Raw genomic sequence first — 19,445 nt, 5'->3', positions numbered from 1 at the left:
CTACCCGCTCACCGTCCGGAGCGGTACATTCGGGAGGTGGCCGCACGAATGAGCAGCACCAGTCCGAAGGCTCTCCGAAGCCCCGCACAGATCCCGTCGCGCCCGTTGGGGCCCGTCTCGGACGGCGACGGGCTCGTCGCGACTCGCATCCCTTTGATCGGCGGCACCCCCGCCGTGCCTGGCGGTTTCGCACCCAAGGCCTTCGTCGGCGAAGTGGTGCCGTTCAGCGTGGTCGCCTTCCGCGAAGGGCACGACCTCATCGGCGTGCAGCTCCGGCTGACCTCACCCGACGGCGAGGAGACGCTTCACCGCCTGACCCCTTTCCTGGACGGGACCGATCGCTGGGGTGCCGAGATCGCGATCGACCTTCAGGGTCGCTGGTCGTTTCGCTTCGAGGCGTTCTCCGATGACTTCGCGACCTGGGCGCACGCCGCCGAGGTGAAGGTCGCCGTTGGCGTCGATGTACCGGTGATGGCGGCGCTCGGCGCCGAGCTGCTCACGCGCGCAGCGGCCGAGAAGGACCGTCCCGCCGCTCAGCGCCGACGTCTCAGAGACATCGCCGCAGCGCTGGCCGGCGGCGATGCGGCGACGACGACCGCTGCCTCGACCGATGCCGAGCTCGCGGGATTCTTCCGTGACCGGCCGCTCACGACACTGCGTTCGGCGTCAGCTGTGCACACGCTGCTGGTCGAGCGGACTGCAGCGGGCGTCGGCGCATGGTACGAGTTCTTCCCCCGCTCAGAGGGGGCGAAGCGTCTCAAAGACGGCACTGTCAAGAGCGGAACGTTCAGGACGGCCGCCAAACGCCTTCCCGCGGTCGCCGCGATGGGATTCGACGTCATCTATCTGGTGCCCGTCCATCCGATCGGGACGACGAACCGCAAGGGTCGGAACAACACACTGATGACCGAACCGGGCGACCCGGGTTCGCCGTATGCGATCGGCTCTGCCGACGGCGGACACGACGCGATCCACCCCGAGCTCGGCAAGCCCGCCGACTTCCGCGCGTTCGTGCGAGCCGCGAAGAACGAGGGTCTGGAGGTCGCTCTCGATCTCGCGCTGCAGGCATCTCCGGACCACCCCTGGGTCGATGAGCACCCGGAGTGGTTCACGACCCTCCCCGACGGCACCATCGCATACGCAGAGAACCCTCCGAAGAAGTACCAGGACATCTACCCCCTGAACTTCGACAACGACCCTGCCGGCATCTACCAGGAGATGCTGCGCATCGTGCAGCACTGGGTGCGCGAGGGCGTCAAGATCTTCCGGGTCGACAATCCGCACACGAAGCCGCTGCAGTTCTGGGAGTGGCTCATCGCCACGGTGAATGCCCAGGACCCGGACGTGATCTTCCTCGCCGAGGCGTTCACGCGCCCTGCCGTGATGCGCGCGCTCGCTGCCGTGGGGTTTCAGCAGAGCTACAGCTACTTCACCTGGCGCAACACCAAGGCGGAGCTCGAGGAGTTCCTCACCAGCGTCGCGCACGAGACCAGCGACTACATGCGACCGAACCTCTTCGTGAACACGCATGACATCCTCACCGAGTACCTGCAGTTCGGCGGACGCGCGGCATACCGGATCCGGGCATGCATCGCGGCGACAGCTGCTCCCGTGTACGGGGTCTACGCGGGCTACGAACTCTTCGAGAATGTCGCGCGCCCCGGTTCCGAGGAGAACATCGACAACGAGAAGTACGAGTTCAAGTTCCGTGACTGGGAGGGTGCGGAGGAGGCCGGCGACTCGTTGGCGCCCCTCCTGCGCCGTCTGAACGCGATCCGTCGCGCGCACCCGGCTCTGCGACAGCTCCGCAACCTCGCCGTGCACTGGAGCGATGACGACTCCGTGCTCGTCTACAGCAAGCACCTCGATGCGGCCTTCACCGGCACCGGCGAATCCGACACGCTCCTCGTGATCGCCAACGTCGATCCGCATTCCGTTCGCGAGACCACAGTGCATCTCGACACCACGATCTGGGGTGTGCCCCTGGGCGAGCAGTTCGAGGTGGAGGACCTGCTGACCGGTGCCGTCTGGACCTGGGCCGATCACAACTACGTGCGCCTCGACGCCTTCGCCGAACCGGTGCACATACTGAAGGTGAGGAGACGATCATGAGCTACGTCGAGGATGCAGCTACATCATCGGACTGGGCGGCGGTGGCGGCCGGTGCCCACCACGACCCGCACGCCGTGCTCGGCTCGCACCCGTTCACCGACGCGAGCGATCGCACCGTCACGGTGATCCGCGCCCGTCGTCCTCTCGCCTCCTCGGTCGCGGCGGTCTTCCGGGACGGGAGCCGACTCGAGCTCGACCACGTCGCGCACGGTATCTGGGAGGCGCAGCACGACGGAGCCCCGGTCCCGTATCGGATCGCCACCGCGTACGGAGACGACGACGAGACGATCTCCGGCGACCCCTACCGCCACCTGCCCACCCTCGGCGACGTCGACCTGCATCTGATCGCAGAAGGGCGACATGAGCGGCTCTGGCAGGTGCTGGGAGCTCATGCACAGACCGTGGGAGGCGAGACCGGCGTCGCGTTCGCCGTGTGGGCACCCAACGCGACGGCGGTTCGAGTGGCGGGCGAGCACAACGGCTGGAACGGCGAAGCACACGCGATGCGCTCGATGGGCGTGAGCGGCATCTGGGAGCTGTTCATCCCCGATCTCGCGATCGGAACGACCTACAAGTACGAGATCCGCACCCGCGGAGGGTCATGGATCTTCAAGGCCGACCCGATGGCGCAGGCGGCGCAGATCCCCCCCGAGACCGCATCGGTGATCACGCAATCGACCTACGACTGGTCGGACGGCGCGTGGATGACCCGCCGTGCCGCGACCCATGCGGTCGCGCAGCCGTTGTCGGTCTATGAGGTGCACCTCGGATCCTGGCGCGGAGGCCTGAGCTACCGCGACGCCGCAGAGCCGCTCATCGCCCATGTCAACGAGGCCGGTTTCACGCACGTCGAGTTCATGCCGCTCGCGGAGCACCCCTTCGGTGGCTCCTGGGGCTATCAGGTGAGCGGGTACTACGCGGCGACGAGTCGTTTCGGCAGCCCCGATGATCTGCGATACCTGATCGATCGACTGCACCAGGCCGGGATCGGCGTGATCATGGACTGGGTGCCCGGGCACTTCCCCAAAGACGCCTTCGCCCTCGCGAAGTTCGACGGCCAGCCGCTCTACGAGCACCCCGACCCTCGGCGCGGCGAGCACCAGGACTGGGGAACCCTCATCTTCGACTACGGTCGCCCCGAGGTGCGCGGCTTCCTGGTCGCCAACGCCCTCTTCTGGCTGAGCGAGTTCCATGTCGACGGTCTGCGGGTCGACGCAGTCGCCTCGATGCTCTATCTCGACTACTCCCGCAACGAGGGCGAGTGGGAACCGAACATCCACGGAGGCAGGGAGAACCTCGAGGCGATCCGCTTCCTGCAGGAGGTGAATGCGACCGCCTATCGCCTTCACCCCGGCGTGCTGATGATCGCGGAGGAGTCGACGAGCTTCCCCGGCGTCACCGCACCGACCGATCACGCCGGACTCGGCTTCGGGTTCAAATGGAACATGGGCTGGATGAACGACTCGCTCCAGTACATCGAACGCGACCCGATGTACCGCGCGCACCACGAAGGTGAGATGACCTTCTCCTTCGTCTACGCGTTCGGCGAGAACTATCTGCTGCCGATCAGCCACGACGAGGTCGTGCATGGCAAGGGCAGTCTTCTCGCGAAGATGCCGGGCGACCACTGGCACAAGCTCGCGAACGTCCGCGCGTACCTGGCATACATGTGGGGGCACCCCGGGAAGAAGCTCCTGTTCATGGGGCAGGAGTTCGGGCAGCTCGCGGAGTGGTCCGAATCCCGCGAACTCGACTGGTGGCTGCTGGACCAGCCATCGCATGCGCAGCTGCAGAGTTTCGTCGGCCAGCTCAACCGCACTTATCGTGCCCAGGCGCCCCTCTGGGAGCGAGACAACGACGGCTCGTCGTTCGCGCGTCTCGGCGCTCCCAGCTGGGACCCGAACGTGATCGCCTTCGAGCGCCGTGACGCCCACGGTGGCCGTGTCGTCGTGATCAGCAACTTCGCCGGCGTGGAACGCAGCGGCCACCGCCTCGCTCTGCCCATCGCAGGCGTGTGGCAGGAGATCCTCAACACGGATGCGTCAGAATACGGCGGTCGAGGATCGGGCAACCTAGGCATGGTCGTCGCGCACTCCGACGATGACGGGCCCGCCGTGGCGACCCTGACGATTCCCGCGCTGTCCACCATCTGGCTGCGCCACGAGGGCGAGCCTCACGTACCCACGATCAGTCACGGCTGAGCGGCTGCGGCTGACCGGCATCGGGCCGCTCAGCCGCAGCACAGCGTCAGAAGAGCAGCGAGGAAAGCCTGTTGCGCGCGGTGATGACGCGAGGGTCCGCGGCGCCGATCAGTCCGAAGAGCTCGATCAGACGCTCTCTGACCGGCGTCCGCTCGTCCGAGGGAAGCTGAGCGAAGAGGTCGAGCAACCGTCCGAACGCATCCTCGACGTGACCACCGGCGAGGTCGAGGTCGGCGACGTCGAACTGCGCCTGGACATCTCGTGGCTGGGCCGCAGCGGCAGCCCGCGCATCCTGCAGGTCGAGATGCTGCACACGGTCGAGCAGACGAACCTGGCCCAGGCCCGCGATCGCATCCTCATCGCGAGGATTCTCTGCGAGAGCCTTCTCATACGCCACGATCGCCGCAGCGTAGTCGCCCGCCTCGATGGCAGCGAATGCCTCGGCGTGCAGCGGCGGCATCGGCGGTTCCGCCGGAGCCTCCTGCCCCTCGGAGACCTCGCCGACATTCAATGTGCCCGTCACACCGTTCTGAGCCGCGAGCTGGAGCAGCTGCGCGAAGACTTCTCTGACCTGCTGCTCGGGAACCGCACCCGTGAACATCGGGACTGGCTGGCCGGCGATGAGTGCGACGACCATCGGGATCGACTGCGCGCGAAAACCCTGAGCGAGTTGGGGGTTCGCATCGACGTCGACCTTGGCGAGCAAGACCTTGCCGCCGAGTTCGCGGGCCACCTTCTCGATGATCGGGCTCAGCTGCTTGCACGGGCCGCACCATTCCGCCCAGAGGTCGACGACCACCGGCACAGTGCGAGAGAGCTCCAGGATCTGGCCGAACGACTCATCGGTCGCATCGACCACGATGTCAGTCCCCGTAGCGGGACTCTGCGCGCCTGCCGCCGGTGCTGGAGGGCGGTTTCGCAGAGAAGAGAGGTCGACAGCTCCGCGGAGCGCGGCGGGAGAGATATCGGTCATTTGATCACCTCGACGGAGAGAAGGTCCTGTCGGACAGCCAGGAGACGGATCTGCTCGGTCGACCCCTGGGAGGGAACCGAGAAGAACAGTTGGAATTCGTACTTGGTCGTCACACCCTTGGCGGACTCGGACACGCCCGTCAGGGCCTTCGCCTGCGCGTTGTCGCCGAAGCGGATCACGGCGTCCGCCGACGTCGGCGTCACCGACTCCGTGTCGACGAGCGAGACCGCCACGATCGCGCCGCTGTCGAGCGTGGCCAGCGAGACCGGAGCGGAATCCGCAGGGACGATGTCGAACGCAGTCTGCGAGGTCTCGGCGGCACCATTGTCGGCGAGGTTCTGCACGACGGCCTGGCGGCTGTCGCGAATCGACTGGGCGAGTTTCTGAGAGATCTCGTCGAAGAGCCCGTAGGAGGCGCTGGTCTCTGCCGCGTCGACGATGTCGGCGAACGTGGTGGCGAGCTCACTCGGCGGGATGCTGAGGAACGCGGAGTCGTCCGGCACGAGTGAAGTACCGAGCCACGGTGCGGCCACCTCGGGGAAGACTGCGTCCGCCGACATCTCGGCCATGTTCGTCACCTTGTAGTTCGACCACGGGTCCTGCTGAGTCATGGTGAGGATCACGGGCGGCACGGTGTCGTCGCCCGCGTTCTTCGAGAGCAGCAGAACCGTGCGCGGCCAACGGTCGGTGGCTTCGGGCAGCACGACCTCGACGTCATCCGTCGGGATCGCGGCAGGCACCGGGGTTTCCGGAAGAGCGGTCCGCAGCGCGTACTCGGTCGTCCGAGCCGTCAGCGCCGGACCATCGAGCCGGGTGCCGGCGAGAGAGATGTCCATCGCCGCATCCGCGTCCGAGAGGGTCGTCGACACCTCCTGCAGGATCCGTCTCGCCTGCGCCTCGGTCACGGCCGGCGGTTTCTGGTTCTCCGGGGCGATCACGGTCGCACTGGGCGACGGTGACGGTGTCCCTTCTCCGAACTGCGGCCAGGAGTCGGGCGAGCAGCCGCTCGCGAGCAGGGCCGTCACCGCGAGCGCGGGCAGGGCGAGCAGGCGGCGTCTGCGGTCGGTGGTCGTCGCACGCCTCTCGGTCTTCCGATCGCGGTCGGAACTGCGCTCGCCGGCCGCGTCATTCGCGCCTTCGCGGCCCACTCCCGCCGTGTCCGGGCCCTCAGCCGGCGCACCCCCAGAGGCCTCATCCGCATCGCCGGGTGCGTCGGGCGCCGAGCCCTCGATCACCGCGCGTTCCGAGGGCGGAAGCTGAGCCACGTCGATCGGCTCGGTCGCCGGGAGGGGTCCGGGGCCCTTGCGCCGCGGACCTCGCCCGCGGCGCTGGTGACGGATTGCGAGGACATAGAGCACGAGTCCGACGAGGAGCAGGGCCGCGCCTGCGGCCATGAGCGGTCCCGCGAGCGGCGTCGACGTGTCGAGCGGCCACGAGATCACGATGTCGTCGGGAGCGTCTGCGGTGCCGTCGTACGCGATGATCAGACTGACTCCTTCGGGGAGCTGCATCTTGTCGACGATGAGAGCGTCGGTCTCGGTGAACGAATCCAGCCAGAGATCGGAGCCCGCCGGATTGCGTCCCGGCTCTGCGGCCGCGTCGCCCTCGGTCGGAGTCGCGGAAGGAACCGGAGTCTCCGCGGGAGCAGGGCTCTCGGTCGGCGCCGGGGTCGCGGTGGCGTCATCGCCGTCGGCCGCGGCTCCGGCGGGAATCAGCTCGGCCTCGAGCTCGCCACCATTGCCGGCGGTCACGTGGTTGTACGAGGCGTCGGCCAGCCATGCCTCCATGTCGGCCGTCCGACCGTATGCCGCGAAGATCTCACCTTCACCCCGCACGAGCAGCGTCTGAGAGCCCGGGTGCTCGCGCAGGACGTCGCCGTCCAGCAGCACATAGGGGGCGGGTTCTTCCACAGCGACTGAGACCTCCTGGGTCGACGGACCCATGAAGATGGTTCGCTGCGCGATGCCCGCAGCGATCAGTCCCGCAGCCAGCACGAAGGCCACGACGGCCCATACGAAACGCACGAATAGTCTCCTCACACGGCCCGGACGCATGCCCGAGTCGCAACACTCGACATTTCAGACTAGCGAAATCAGCTGTGTGTTGCCCACGAGGGGGCGCCGGAGTCGCGTGCGGCACGTCGTCGCGGCCAGTCGCGGTGCGGTGGATACGCTTGCAGGGTCCCGCATTCCGAGGAGCACCGATGAAGATCCACAACCCGTTCCGTACCGCTCTCGTGGCGACGCTCGGCGTGGGGTTGGGCATCCTGCTGATCGGCAGCGTGGAGAGCCTCTCGACGGTGCTGCTCTACGTCGGAACAGCGCTCTTCCTCAGCCTCGGTCTCGACCCGCTCGTCTCGTTCCTCGAACGCAGACGGCTCCCCCGCTGGCTCGCCGTGCTCATCACCATCCTCGCGGTTCTCGGCGTGTTCGCGGGCATCATCCTGATCGTCATCCCGGTGCTCGTCGATCAGATCTCACAGCTCATCGCCGAGATCACGGCCATCGTCCAGCGAGGCACATTCCTTTCCGACCTGCGCCAGTGGATGGTCGACACCTTCCCCAATCTCAAGGTCGACGAGGTCTTCGCGTACGTCACGAACTGGCTCGAGACGAACCTCGCCCAGATCGGCGGGTCGATCGGCCAGAGCGTCCTCGCGGCCGGCGGCGCCGTGGTGAGCGGGCTGTTCGGCGCGTTCATCATCCTCATCCTCACGATCTACCTCACCGCCTCCACACCGTCGCTCAAGCGCGCGGTCTATCAGCTCGCCCCCGCGTCGAAGCGCGAGCGGTTCATCGACCTGGCCGAACAGATCACCGATTCGGTCGGCTACTACGTCATGGGGCAGGTCACCCAGGGCGTCATCAACGGCGTACTGAGCATGATCTTCCTCACGATCATCGACGCGCCGTTCCCCGCCGTGCTCGCCGTCGTGGCCTTCTTCTTCTCGCTGATTCCGCTCGTCGGCACTCTGACGGGGTCGACGATCATCGTCCTCGTGTGCCTGATCCCCGGACTCGGCTCTCCGGCGACAGCGATCGCCGCGGCCATCTACTACCTCATCTACATGCAGATCGAGGCGTACATCATCTCCCCGCGAATCATGAGCCGCGCCGTGTCGGTACCGGGCGCGGTCGTCGTCGTGGCGGCGCTGGCCGGGGGCAGTCTGCTGGGCCTGCTCGGCGCGCTGATCGCGATCCCCGTGGCGGCCAGCATCCTGATCCTCTACCGACAGGTGCTGATCCCCCGGATGAACGAGCTCTAGACGGCGGACCATTCGGTCGGCAGCGGGAGAGCCGCCGGATTCACCGCAGCGACGATCTCGGTCAGGACGCGTCGCGTCTGGCTCTCCCCCACCCAGAGGTGCTTGCCGCCCTCAACGGCGATCAGCTTCGCGTGAGGGATCGCTGCGAAGCGCTCTCGCGCTTCGGCCGGGCGAAGGTAGTCGTCGAGCTCGGGAACGAGCACCACCACTTCGACATCGACGCCCGCCCACGCCGCGACGTCGGAATCCGTCGCCCGGTGGAGCGGCGGAGAGAGCAGGATGATGCCTTCGACGTCGTGCTCCCGCCCGTACTTCAGGGCGAGCTCGGTGCCGAACGACCAGCCGAGGAGCCATGGGCGAGGAAGACCTCGCTCACGCACAAACTCCATCGCCGCTGCGACGTCGAATTGCTCTGCTGCTCCCCCGTCGAACGCGCCACCGCTGGTGCCACGGGGTGAGGTCGTGCCCCGGGTGTTGAATCGCAGCACTGCGAGATCGGCCAGCGCCGGCAGCCGCGCGGCGGCCTTGCGGATGATGTGCGAGTCCATGAAGCCGCCGGCCGTCGGAAGCGGGTGCAGCGTGACCAGGGTGGCCGCAGGTGCAGACGACTCGGGCATCGCCAACTCGCCGACAAGCGTCAGGTCATCAGCGGTCTCCAAGACGATGTCCTCGCGCAGCGCCGGCAACTCGATCGGTCCACGGATCTCCATGCTCATGCAATCCTCCAACAGTGTGTGTGCCAATGCCGTCGGGCGGCGAGATCGGCGGCATCGCCGAGAACCCCGTCTGCTCGCCAGACAACGAGGTGGGCCGTTCCCGGCGCGACGATGCGCCCGCATCCGGGGCAGATGTACTCCTTCAGAGCCTGCACCGCCGACACGGGCTGCACGGTCCACTCCGAGCCGCGACGCACTTCCGTGCGCTTCCATGACGCGAGGAGACGATCGAGCGAGTCGTCGGTGTCAGGGCGCGCCGGACGGCGTCTGCGAGAGCGGGCCATGACGCCGGCTCACCACCAGTGGTTGTTCGTCCAGAAGGCGTGAGCGCCGGCCCAGCTGCCGTATCGGCCCGTGGCGTATCCCGTCGCCCAGCGCAGGTTGTCGACCGGATCGTAGCCGTTGCCGGGAACCTTGCTGCAGGGCAGCGCCTGAACGAGACCGCACGCACCCGAGGACTTGTTCATCGCGTTCGGGTTCCACCCGCTCTCGCGGGAGACGATGTAATCGACGTAGCCCCAATCGGACTCCGCGATGCCCGCTGCCGCCATCCACTCGGCAGGGRCTCCCCCGCCGGTGTAGAAGAGAGGACCGCTTGGGCCGGGCTTCGACGAACCGGAGGATCCCTCGGAGGCAGTGGTCGGCGTCGGTGTCGGCGTCGGCTTGGGCGTGACGTAGACCGAGAACGTCCCTCGCTGAACGGGAGCGATCGCCGCGCCCTCTGCCGTGACAGTGAGGTTCTGCGTATCGCCGAGCGCCGCCGAGTATGCCGACTCCGGGGCTACCTCTTCGGGTTGCTGAGCGAGTGCGACACCGGTCGGTGCCACCATGGCCGCAGCGAAGCCGACGACCGCGAGGCCGCTGAAGAATCCCGCGACGCCTCGTCGGCGACTGCCGGTGCGCGCCGAAAGAGTCGCCGATGCGGGCACAGGCGTGACGTCTTTTCGATGAGGTGTCATGTCGTTTCGGGAGTTCACGATGAGTGGCAGTCTACCCGGTGAGGCACGAGTCGGCCATCGGAACGCTCAGCGAACAGCCAGGATCACGTCGACGGTCGCGTCGAGCAGTGCGTCGACCTGCTCTTCTCGATACCCTCCGCGCTGCATGCGGAACGCGGCCGAGCGCAGCTGCTCGGCCGTCAGCGGCTCGCCGTCCCGCAGATAACGGGCGATCCGGGTGCCGACATGGTCTACCTCATCGATCCGGTAGCCGAAGGTGAGAATGCCCGTACGTGCGAAACGCTGCCGCTTCGGACGCGCGAGGTGGTCGAGGATGACCTGGGCTTCACCTCGGGCCTGCTCCACCCACGCCCCTGCGCCCTGCGAACGGACGACCCGGTCGCGCGCACGCGCAGCCAGTGCATCCTCCACGCGCCCGAGTGCCGCGTCGACCTCAGCCACGACGTAGCCGTTCTTGACGAGCGGAAAGGATGCCACGCGGACGTCGGCTGCGCTGAGGTCGTCGGCATCTCCCTCGAAAGCCGCCCTGGCGGCCGCGAGAAACGTGTCGACAGCGGCACGGTGATAGCCGCGCACTCGCCCCGTGGTCAACGAGAACGCGGGCGGCTCCTGCTTCGCGGCGTCCGCAGTCTGTACGTCGTCGGAGAGCATCACAGCACCACCCAGGAGGAGAAGAGGAAATACAGGCACAGTGCGGGAATCGTCGACGGCAGGATGCTGTCGAGCCGGTCGAGGAGCCCCCCGTGCCCAGGAAGCCAGGAGCTCATGTCCTTGATCCCGAGATCACGCTTGAGCATGGACTCGCCGAGATCGCCCAGCGTCGCAGACAGGAGGATCGCCACGCCGAAGATCACGCCGGTCCACCACGGCAGGTCGAGCAGGAAGAGCGCGAGAAGCACGCYGGCTGTGATCGAACCCACGACAGCTCCGCCGAAGCCCTCCCAGGTCTTCTTGGGGCTGATCTTCGGCGCCATGGGGTGCCGCCCGAACGCGAGCCCTGCGGCATACGCACCGGTGTCGGCCACGACGGCGATCGCGATGAAGCTCAGGACCCACCACTGACCCCCCTCCTGCTTGAGCAGGATCAGTGCGACGGCCGCGAGGAACGGCACGTAGATCTGGACGAATCCGCCGATGACCGCATCCGTCAGCACATCGCCGTAGGTTCTGCCGTCCTTGGCGATCATCTGGCCGACCAGTCGCCAGACGATCACGAATGCGACGGCGAAGAACAGCATGACCCAGACGAACCACAGGTCGAGGAAGAACGCCGACAGCACGAGCAGAGTCGCGGCGATGAACTGCGGGATCACATCGATCCGCCGCCCCGATGCACGCAACGCCAGCGCGAGCTCGTAGACGCCGAGCAACGCGGCAGCCAGTGCGAACGGCACGAAGAGGACCTTGATGAACAACAACGACGCGAGCAGCGCAGCGCCGAACGCGAGCCCGATCAGGGTCGCGAGGATCAGGTCGCGGCCCGTCCGCTCCTTGATGCGCTCGTTCGCCTGGTCGAGCTGACCTCGCGCATGAGTGACATGCGTTCCGAACTCGTCGCGCTTCGCCCGCCACTGCTCTCTGATCGCATTGTGTTCAGCCGTGTCCAATGCGGACTCCGTCATCGCACGTTCGTCGGCAGGGAGGGGTGGTCGTGGCGGGATGCTCGTCCCGTCGAACGCCACAAGGGCGCCGTCGACCAGCGGGATGGCGCCGGTCGAGGTCGACGAGTCGCGCGCCTCGCGGCGCGTCTGCGGCTTGTCGGCGCCGTCATCAGTGCGTTCGTCGGACATGCCGCCTATACCTCGAGGAGTTCAGCCTCTTTGCGCTTGAGTGCGTCGTCGATGAGATCGACGTGCTGGCGCGTGAGGGCGTCGAGTTCCTTTTCTGCCCGGGCGATCTCGTCTTCGCCGAGTTCGCTCTTGAGGCCGTCGAGTTCGTCCTTCGCCTTGCGACGGATACCGCGCACATGCACCTTGGCGTCTTCGGCCTTGGTCTTGACCAGCTTGACGTACTCCTTGCGACGCTCAGCCGTGAGCTCCGGCATGGTCACGCGAACGAGGTTGCCGTCGTTCGTGGGGTTCGCGCCGAGGTTCGGCATGTCCCGAATCGCCTGCTCGATGCCCTTCAGAGCCGACTTGTCGTAGGGCGTGATGATGAGCGTACGCGCCTCCTGGTTCGCCAGCGAGGCGAGCTGAGCGAGCGGCGTGGGCGTGCCGTAGTAGTCGACGAGCACCTTCTGGAACAGCTGCGGGTTGGCGCGACCGGTGCGCACCGTGGAGAAGTCCTCCTTGGCGGCCTCGACCGCTCGTGCCATACGGGAAGTGGTTTCAGCGAGGACATCCGCGATCACGGTGACTCCTATCGTCGGGGTGTTCTGAAATTCTATCGGGCGTGACCCGTGAGCACCGTCAGGCGCTCAGGCAGTGACGAGAGTGCCGATCGGCTCTCCCAGAAGCGCACGCGTGACGTTGCCGGCAGGTTCCATGCCGAACACGCGCATGTCCATGTTGTTGTCCATGCAGAGACTGAATGCCGTGGAGTCGACCACCTTGAGTCCGCGCTGAAGGGCGTCGCGATACGTGACGCGCTCGATGCGCTCCGCATCGGCGTGCTTGTTCGGGTCGGCGGTGTAGATCGCGTCCACGCCGTTCTTGGCGACGAGGACTTCCTGCGCGCCGATCTCGAGCGCGCGCTGTGCGGCGACCGTATCGGTGGAGAAGTACGGCAATCCGGCACCTGCGCCGAAGATGACCACACGGCCCTTCTCCATGTGCCGCTCGGCGCGGAGCGGAATGTACGGCTCAGCGACCTGGGTCATGGAGATGGCCGACTGCACACGGGTGGGCGCACCCGCCTGCTCGAGGAAGTCCTGAAGGGCCAGGGCGTTCATGACCGTGCCGAGCATTCCCATGTAGTCGGCTCGCCCGCGATCCATCCCGCGCTGGCTGAGCTCCGCTCCGCGGAAGAAGTTGCCACCGCCGACGACGATGGCGACCTCGACGCGATCGACCGCCGCAGCGATGTCACGTGCGATCTGACTGACGATGTCGGGGTTGACGCCGAGCTGGCCGGCGCCGAACGCCTCACCGGAGAGCTTGAGAAGGACGCGACGGCGTCCTGTGCGTTCGGTCATGGGGTGATCCTCTCGTCCCGATTCAAGATAGTGCCTTCTGGGCATGAAGAAGGGGTTCGGATCGCGTTGATCCGAACCCCTTCGACGGTGTTACGCGCCGACCTTGAAGCGCGCGAAGTCCGTCACGGTGATACCGGCGTCCTTCGCCACCTGGGCGACGGACAGCTTGCTGTCCTTCGCGTAGTCCTGCTCGAGCAGGGCGACCTGCTTGATGAACGCGGAGACACGGCCCTCGACGATCTTGGGCAGCGCCGCCTCCGGCTTGCCCTCGTTGCGAGAGATCTCGGTCACGATCTGGCGCTCCTTCTCCACGGCGTCGGACGGAACGTCCTCGCGGGAGAGGTAAGACGGGTTCGCGAACGAGATGTGCTGCGCGATGCTGCGGGCAGTCTCGGCGTCATCACCCGTGTAGGCGACGACGACACCGATCTGCGGAGGCAGGTCCTTGCTCGTGCGGTGCAGGTAGACCTCGACCTTGTCGCCCGAGATCGTGCGCACGCGGCGCAGCTCGACCTTCTCGCCGATGATCGCGGCCTCTTCCGAGATGACCTGCTCGACGCTCTTGTCGCCCGCCTGGGCGGCGAGTGCCTCCTCGACCGAATCGGCCTTGACAGCTGCGACAGCGTCGGCGACCTTGTCGGCCAGCGAGATGAAGCGCTCGTTCTTCGCGACGAAGTCCGTCTCGCAGGCGAGCTCGATCAGCGTCACTGCGCCGTCCTGCTCGCGAGCGACGATGAGGCCCTCGCTGGTAGAGCGGTCAGCGCGCTTCGCGTTGCCCTTGGCACCCTTGAGACGCAGGATCTCGGTGGCCTTCTCGACGTTGCCGTCAGCCTCCTCGAGCGCCTTCTTGGTGTCGACCATTCCCGTGCCGAGCTGCTCACGGAGCGCCTTGAGATCGGCGATGGTGAAGTTGGCCATGTGTGGTGGCTCCTTGCTTCGTGATGTGTGTGGTGGTCGCGGAATTACTTGGCGTCTGCAGCCTCGGCGTCGGCGACCTCAGCGGTCTCCTCGCCCGAAGCGTCGGCGATGGCCTCGTCGTGCGCCTCGGCACCGGCCTCGTCGGCAGCGGTCTCGTCAGCGGCGGGCGTCTCGACGACGGCAGCCTCATCGGCGGGCGTCTCGACGGCGGCGGCATCAGCAGACTCCTGGACAGGGGCCTCGAGAAGCTCCTTCTCCCAGTCGGCGAGCGGCTCAGCGTCGCCCGTCTCGGGGTTGTGCTTCTGCTGGAGACCCTCAGCCGCGGCGTCCGCGATGATGCGGGTGAGCAGCGAGACCGAGCGGATCGCGTCGTCGTTGCCGGGGATCGGGTACTGGAAGTCGTCGGGGTCGGCGTTGGTGTCGAGGATGCCGATCACCGGGATGCCGAGCTTCTTCGCCTCGTCGATGGCGAGGTGCTCACGCTTGGCGTCGACGACCCAGAGGGCGGACGGCGTCTTGGTGAGGTTGCGGATACCGCCGAGCGACTTGTGCAGCTTGTCGAGCTCGCGCTTCTTGAGAAGGAGCTCCTTCTTCGTGAAGCCCGAAGCGGACGGGTTCTCGTAGTCGAGCTCCTCGAGCTCCTTCATACGAGCGAGACGCTTCGCGATCGTCTGGAAGTTCGTGAGGAGTCCACCGAGCCAGCGCTGGTTGACGTAGGGCTGGCCCACGCGGGTCGCCTGCTCGGCGAGGATCTCCTGCGCCTGCTTCTTGGTGCCCACGAAGAGGATCGTGCCGCCGTGCGCGACGGTCTCCTTGACGAAGTCGTATGCCTTGTCGATGTACCCGAGCGACTGCTGCAGGTCGATGATGTGGATGCCGCTGCGCTCTGTGAGGATGAAGCGCTTGACCTTCGGGTTCCACCGACGCGTCTGGTGTCCGAAGTGCACGCCGCTGTCGAGCAGCTGGCGGATGGTGACCACAGCCATGGTCGTCTCCTTGTTCTGGCGCGGATATGCGCCGTTGAGGTTGTCAAGTCGATCGGACGATCGAACTTCCTGGTGCCCGGCGCACCCCCGCCTGAGTGGAAACAGGACCTGTGGGAGTGGATGCCACGACTGAAGTCGCTCTGGGCACGCGTAGTCACCCCGAGATCGAGGTGCTCCCTCAGCATACAGGATGCGCGGGCCTCACTCACCCTGCACATCGCGCCTGTTTCGGGCATTCTGCACGCGCTCCGCGCAGGCGTCAGTCCGACGGGGAGCCAATCGCACACACGAAGGAGCATTGCCTCATGAGCACCCGCACACGCCGGACGATCGTTCTCCTCCTGCTGATCGTCATCGCTCTCGCACCGCCCACCGCGCCGAGCGCGAGAGCGTCATCGTCATCCTCGGACGGCGCTGCGCATCCACTCTGGAGATGGCCGCTCGATGCACCCCGCTCGGTCGCAACGCCGTATCGCGCTCCGGCACACGCGTTCGGCGCCGGCCATCGAGGCATCGATCTCGCGAGCGCGCAGGGGGTGATCGTCCGCGCACCCGCCGATGGGGCGATCGCATTCCGTGGGACAGTCGTCGACCGGCCCCTGATCACGATCGCGCATCCCGGCGGCTATGTGTCGACGTTCGAGCCGGTCTCCTCCACACTCGCCCCCGGCGATCTCGTCTCGGCCGGCGACGAGATCGGCACGGTCGCGGCCGGCGGTCACACGATGCTCGGCGCACTGCATCTCGGCGTTCGGCTGGATGGTGCGTACATCAACCCGATGCTGCTCTTCGGGCCGGTGCCTCGAGCGGTGCTGCTTCCCTGCTGCGACGCGCCGTGACGCGCGACCCGTCTGCGGCTCACGCCCGGGGGTGTGCGAGACGGTACGTCGCAGTGAGACGCTCAGCGGAGACGTGAGTGTAGATCTGGGTCGTGCCGAGGCTGGCATGACCCAGGATCTCCTGGACCGCGCGCAGGTCTGCTCCGCCGTCCAGGAGATGAGTCGCTGCGGTGTGCCTGAGCGCATGCGGTCCGACAGTCTCCTCGCCGACGAAGGGCGCGAGCACCTCGGCGACGAGTGAGTACACCGCGCGCGGTCCCATCCGCGCACCACGACTGCCGAGGAACAGAGCGGGAGTCGGCCGCGCTGTGCGCGCGGCGAGTGCGGGACGCCCTCTGGTCAGGTACGCGCCGGCCGCCTCGCGGGCGGGGACCCCGAAGGGCACCACTCGCTCCTTCGAACCCTTTCCCAGAACGCGCGCGGTGCCTCGATCGAGATCGAGGTCGTCGACATCGAGGCCGCACAGCTCGGAGACGCGGATCCCGGCGCCGTAGAGCAGTTCGAGGATCGCGTGGTCTCGGAGAACTAGCGGATCACCGGCGCCGGCGGCTCGGCGTTGCGCATCGAGCAGGGTCGTCATCGCATCCTGAGAAGCGATGGTGGGGAGGGTTCGCCCCCGCTTGGGAGCGACCAGGCGCAGGCTCGGATCGTGATCGACGAGCTGCTGCTCGTGCGCCCAGCTGAAGAAGGAGCGCGCCGCCGCTGCTCGCCGCGCGAGCGTCGACCGCGCATCCCCACGCTGAGTCGCCCGCCAGAGCCAGTCTCGGAGAGTCTCCAGCGTGACCTGGTCGACCTCGAGTTCACCGACGGTCTCCGCGAGGTCCCGTAGGTCTGATCGGTAAGCGCGCACGGTGGCGGGAGACAGCCGACGCACCTGAGCAAGGTGGTCGGCGAAGGCATGTGCGGCCGCCGCGAACTCCATGGATCAAGTGTGCAGGAACGCCGATCACCGTCGCGTCAGCCGCGCCGCTCGCTGACCCGCGCCCTCTGCCACCCCCCTTCGACTCGTCGCACCGCACCCTCGAGCTCGAGCAGCCCGAGCAGGGCATTGACTCGCTCAGGCGCGAGCCCCGACCGTCGAGACAGCTCGGCAGCGGCTCGCGCATCGCGGCTGCTCATGGCATCGAGCACGCGAGACTGGTCGGGATCCGTGCCTCGACCGGGTGACGTACCCGGCGGCCCGTCGCCCCAGAGCTCGCGTATCTCGGCAGTCGTGGTGACGCACCGCGCGTCGTACTCGCGCAGGAGCCGATGACAGCCGGCTGACGAAGCGGATGTCACCGGCCCGGGCACGGCGCCGAGCGGTCGACCCAGTGCAGCTGCGTGCCCTGCAGGGGTGACTACGGATATCCTTTGACTGTGGCAATTTCCGCTAAGGCAACCTGTGCGATCTACGTTCGTATCTCTCAAGACCGTACCGGCGAGGAGCTCGGCGTTGAACGCCAGGAGCGAGAGTGCCACGAACTGGCTGCACGCCTTGGCCTCCAGGTCGGGCGCGCATACGTCGACAACGACGTCAGCGCGACGAGCGGAGCGCGGCGGCCGGCATTCGAAGAGATGCTTATGGACCATCCGAGCGCGATTATCGCCTGGCATCAGGACCGCCTGCTGCGCCTAACAAGCGACCTCGAGAAGGTCATCCGTCTCGAGATTCCAGTTCACATGGTGACAGCGGGGTCACTGGATCTGAGCACTCCGTCCGGCCGAGCCGTTGCGCGCACGGTCGCTGCGTGGTCTCAGTTCGAGACCGAGCAGAAAGCGCTGCGTCAGAAAGCATCCAACCGACAGGCTGCTACCAACGGCTACTGGCAGTTCAGCTTGCGTCCTTTCGGGTACGAGCGCGTCAACGGAGACATCGTCGTGGTGGACACAGAGTCAAACCTGGTCCGCGACGGGTACAGATGCGTGCTTCGCGGCGATAGTTACCGCTCGATCGCAAGGAGGTGGAACCGACTTATCGAGCGCTGGGATACCCCCGGTCTCAGACCCGTCATGGGTGGCAAGTGGGCAAGTTCAAGAGTCCAAAGACTGCTGGAGAACTCTCACTACGCCGGCATCGTGACGTATCAAGGGGAATCAGTCGAGCTAGCACCCGGGAAGTCCCCTCAGTGGACACCGCTCGTCACTGAAGAAACGTGGCGAGCGTTCAGGGACTTGAAACTGGCCAGGAAGACGAAGCGCTCGTGGGCGGTGTCGCCGAAGCACCTGCTCTCGGGGCTTCTCGAATGCGGGGTGTGCGGTGGCACCCTGTACTCACATGCCCAGGATCAGACCACGCGAAAGGGCGCAGCCGACGCCGGGAAGGCACGTCTTCCTGTTCTCGATGCCGCAGGCGCGCGCATCAAGCACACCACCTACGTCTGCGTCGACAAACACTGCGTGTCGATCCGAGCGGAGTACGTTGACGCCCTTGTCGGTGAGGTTATAGCTCTCAAACTCTCGGACCCACGCGTAGTTCAGGCCTTGCGAACAACCGAAGATAGTGCTCCCCTCGAGGCCGAGATCGCGGACCTGCATAAGCGGCGCGATGATCTCACGGACATGATCGGTGACGGACTCATCCCTCGGGAGCGCGCGCGAGAGAAACTGAACGAGATTGCGGAGCGCTTGCAGAGCGCGTTGTCTCGAATGGAACGTCTTCGATCCGATTCGCCCATTACTGACCTGATGCTTTCCAACTCGATCCCCGAGCGATGGTCGGCACTGCCTGTGCTTGCGCGAAGGAGAGCGATCGTTCGACTCGGTCTCGAGCTGATTATCAATCCCGCCGACCGCGGAAAGCGTGCGACCGATCCATCGACCGGCAAGGTGTACAGCGAACGCGCCTGGGCAATGCGTCGCGTCGCCTGGCGATGGGCGGAGTAGATTCACCCCTTTGCTCCGCATCGCTTTGGCCGCAGCTTTGGCAGCATCTGCCCACTGCTGTGGTATCTTATAGGTCGATTAAGCAAAAATGACGAAGCCCCACCTGTGATCCGCTCGCGAAGCGGAATAGATTTTGCGTCATAGGAACACCAGCGTTCCACCGGATGACGAATCCGGAAAACCCCACCCGGCGAGTAGAGCGTGGCAGCAACCGGTCCTCTTCAAGGACCACTATGTCTACAACGGCTCATTTCACCGGATCGCCGACCGCGCAGCTTCTCGACCTTTATGAAGCCGCAGAGATTCGAAACCCGGACGGCTCTCGTCGCTTCGGCAGCGTATTCACTTTGCGCAGGCGGGTCAAGGACGGCTCTCTCCCCCATCGGCGCAGCGAAGCGAATCGCAAGTATCTAGTCGCGCTTTCGGATCTCGAGCACCTCGAACGAGCCGATTCGCCAGTGGCGGCCGAGTCAGCTCG

The 19,445-nt window shown here is 66.4% G+C and carries 18 protein-coding genes; 5 read left to right on the top strand and 13 right to left on the bottom strand.

The features are described 5' to 3' along the window. Positions 1-48 precede the first annotated feature (48 nt). The gene (locus tag AC04ME_RS10330) at positions 49-2,112 is read left to right on the top strand and encodes an alpha-1,4-glucan--maltose-1-phosphate maltosyltransferase (RefSeq protein ID WP_475434845.1); all 2,064 of its coding nucleotides are present in this window, start codon (positions 49-51) and stop codon (positions 2,110-2,112) included. Further along, complete coding sequence (gene glgB / locus AC04ME_RS10325; RefSeq protein ID WP_042536756.1) at positions 2,109-4,313, top strand: 1,4-alpha-glucan branching protein GlgB; 2,205 nt, start codon at positions 2,109-2,111, stop codon at positions 4,311-4,313. The genes AC04ME_RS10330 and glgB overlap by 4 nt, the downstream gene beginning before the upstream one ends. A gap of 46 nt (positions 4,314-4,359) precedes the next feature. On the opposite strand, the gene AC04ME_RS10320 is transcribed toward glgB, so the two are convergent. Together AC04ME_RS10320 and AC04ME_RS10315 are read right to left on the bottom strand one after the other, a co-directional pair. Continuing rightward, positions 4,360-5,286, bottom strand: a complete 927-nt coding sequence (locus AC04ME_RS10320) for a tetratricopeptide repeat protein (protein ID WP_475434843.1) — start codon at positions 5,284-5,286, stop codon at positions 4,360-4,362. Continuing rightward, positions 5,283-7,310 (bottom strand): DUF8094 domain-containing protein, encoded by a 2,028-nt coding sequence (locus tag AC04ME_RS10315; protein ID WP_475434841.1) that lies wholly within the window; start codon positions 7,308-7,310, stop codon positions 5,283-5,285. Before AC04ME_RS10315 ends, AC04ME_RS10320 begins: the two co-directional genes overlap by 4 nt. 179 nt (positions 7,311-7,489) lie before the next feature. Here AC04ME_RS10315 and AC04ME_RS10310 point away from each other — a divergent pair, with 179 nt between their 5' ends. After that, positions 7,490-8,551: an AI-2E family transporter gene (locus AC04ME_RS10310; protein WP_042536761.1), complete on the top strand. Its 1,062-nt coding sequence runs from the start codon at positions 7,490-7,492 to the stop codon at positions 8,549-8,551. Here AC04ME_RS10310 and AC04ME_RS10305 read toward each other — a convergent pair. The 9 genes from AC04ME_RS10305 to rpsB all read right to left on the bottom strand — a co-directional run bounded on the left by AC04ME_RS10305 (position 8,548) and on the right by rpsB (position 15,263). Beyond that, positions 8,548-9,261 carry an alpha/beta hydrolase gene (locus AC04ME_RS10305; RefSeq protein ID WP_311879903.1) on the bottom strand — a complete coding sequence of 238 codons (714 nt, stop codon included), beginning with the start codon at positions 9,259-9,261 and terminating at the stop codon, positions 8,548-8,550. The two genes, AC04ME_RS10310 and AC04ME_RS10305, sit on opposite strands and share 4 nt — an antisense overlap. A 2-nt stretch (positions 9,262-9,263) precedes the next feature. Continuing rightward, the gene (locus tag AC04ME_RS10300) at positions 9,264-9,551 is read right to left on the bottom strand and encodes a hypothetical protein (RefSeq protein WP_042536763.1); all 288 of its coding nucleotides are present in this window, start codon (positions 9,549-9,551) and stop codon (positions 9,264-9,266) included. A 9-nt stretch (positions 9,552-9,560) separates the two neighbouring features. Further along, positions 9,561-10,226 carry an aggregation-promoting factor C-terminal-like domain-containing protein gene (locus AC04ME_RS10295; RefSeq protein ID WP_475434839.1) on the bottom strand — a complete coding sequence of 222 codons (666 nt, stop codon included), beginning with the start codon at positions 10,224-10,226 and terminating at the stop codon, positions 9,561-9,563. Positions 10,227-10,292: 66 nt separating this feature from the next. Next, positions 10,293-10,877, bottom strand: coding sequence for a DivIVA domain-containing protein (locus AC04ME_RS10290; RefSeq protein ID WP_042536764.1), 585 nt, complete (start codon positions 10,875-10,877; stop codon positions 10,293-10,295). Then, on the bottom strand, positions 10,877-12,016 hold the full coding sequence (locus AC04ME_RS10285; RefSeq protein WP_475434837.1) for a phosphatidate cytidylyltransferase: 1,140 nt from the start codon (positions 12,014-12,016) through the stop codon (positions 10,877-10,879). Before AC04ME_RS10285 ends, AC04ME_RS10290 begins: the two co-directional genes overlap by 1 nt. A 5-nt stretch (positions 12,017-12,021) precedes the next feature. Next, the gene (frr, locus tag AC04ME_RS10280; protein WP_042536765.1) at positions 12,022-12,576 is read right to left on the bottom strand and encodes a ribosome recycling factor; all 555 of its coding nucleotides are present in this window, start codon (positions 12,574-12,576) and stop codon (positions 12,022-12,024) included. A 66-nt stretch (positions 12,577-12,642) separates the two neighbouring features. Next, a complete protein-coding gene (gene pyrH, locus AC04ME_RS10275; protein ID WP_042536766.1) occupies positions 12,643-13,359 on the bottom strand; it encodes a UMP kinase in 717 nt (238 codons plus the stop codon). A 90-nt stretch (positions 13,360-13,449) separates the two neighbouring features. Further along, positions 13,450-14,277, bottom strand: a complete 828-nt coding sequence (gene tsf, locus AC04ME_RS10270; RefSeq protein ID WP_475434835.1) for a translation elongation factor Ts — start codon at positions 14,275-14,277, stop codon at positions 13,450-13,452. 44 nt (positions 14,278-14,321) lie between these two features. Then, entirely contained in the window at positions 14,322-15,263 is a 942-nt protein-coding gene (rpsB, locus tag AC04ME_RS10265) for a 30S ribosomal protein S2 (protein ID WP_042536769.1), read from the bottom strand. 305 nt (positions 15,264-15,568) lie between these two features. Here rpsB and AC04ME_RS10260 point away from each other — a divergent pair, with 305 nt between their 5' ends. Further along, positions 15,569-16,102 carry a M23 family metallopeptidase gene (locus AC04ME_RS10260; protein ID WP_042536770.1) on the top strand — a complete coding sequence of 178 codons (534 nt, stop codon included), beginning with the start codon at positions 15,569-15,571 and terminating at the stop codon, positions 16,100-16,102. Between the two features lie 19 nt (positions 16,103-16,121). On the opposite strand, the gene AC04ME_RS10255 is transcribed toward AC04ME_RS10260, so the two are convergent. Both AC04ME_RS10255 and AC04ME_RS10250 read right to left on the bottom strand, forming a co-directional pair. Continuing rightward, positions 16,122-17,024, bottom strand: coding sequence for a tyrosine recombinase (locus AC04ME_RS10255; RefSeq protein WP_475434832.1), 903 nt, complete (start codon positions 17,022-17,024; stop codon positions 16,122-16,124). A gap of 35 nt (positions 17,025-17,059) precedes the next feature. Continuing rightward, positions 17,060-17,383 (bottom strand): DprA-like winged helix domain-containing protein, encoded by a 324-nt coding sequence (locus tag AC04ME_RS10250; protein WP_475434830.1) that lies wholly within the window; start codon positions 17,381-17,383, stop codon positions 17,060-17,062. A gap of 78 nt (positions 17,384-17,461) precedes the next feature. On the opposite strand from AC04ME_RS10250, the gene AC04ME_RS10245 reads away from it, so the two are divergent. Beyond that, positions 17,462-18,967, top strand: coding sequence for a recombinase family protein (locus tag AC04ME_RS10245; protein ID WP_475434829.1), 1,506 nt, complete (start codon positions 17,462-17,464; stop codon positions 18,965-18,967). Positions 18,968-19,445 lie beyond the last annotated feature (478 nt).

It is taken from the genome of Microbacterium sp. LjRoot205 (assembly GCF_056175745.1).
This window is presented reverse-complemented; position numbering and strand designations above follow the sequence as displayed.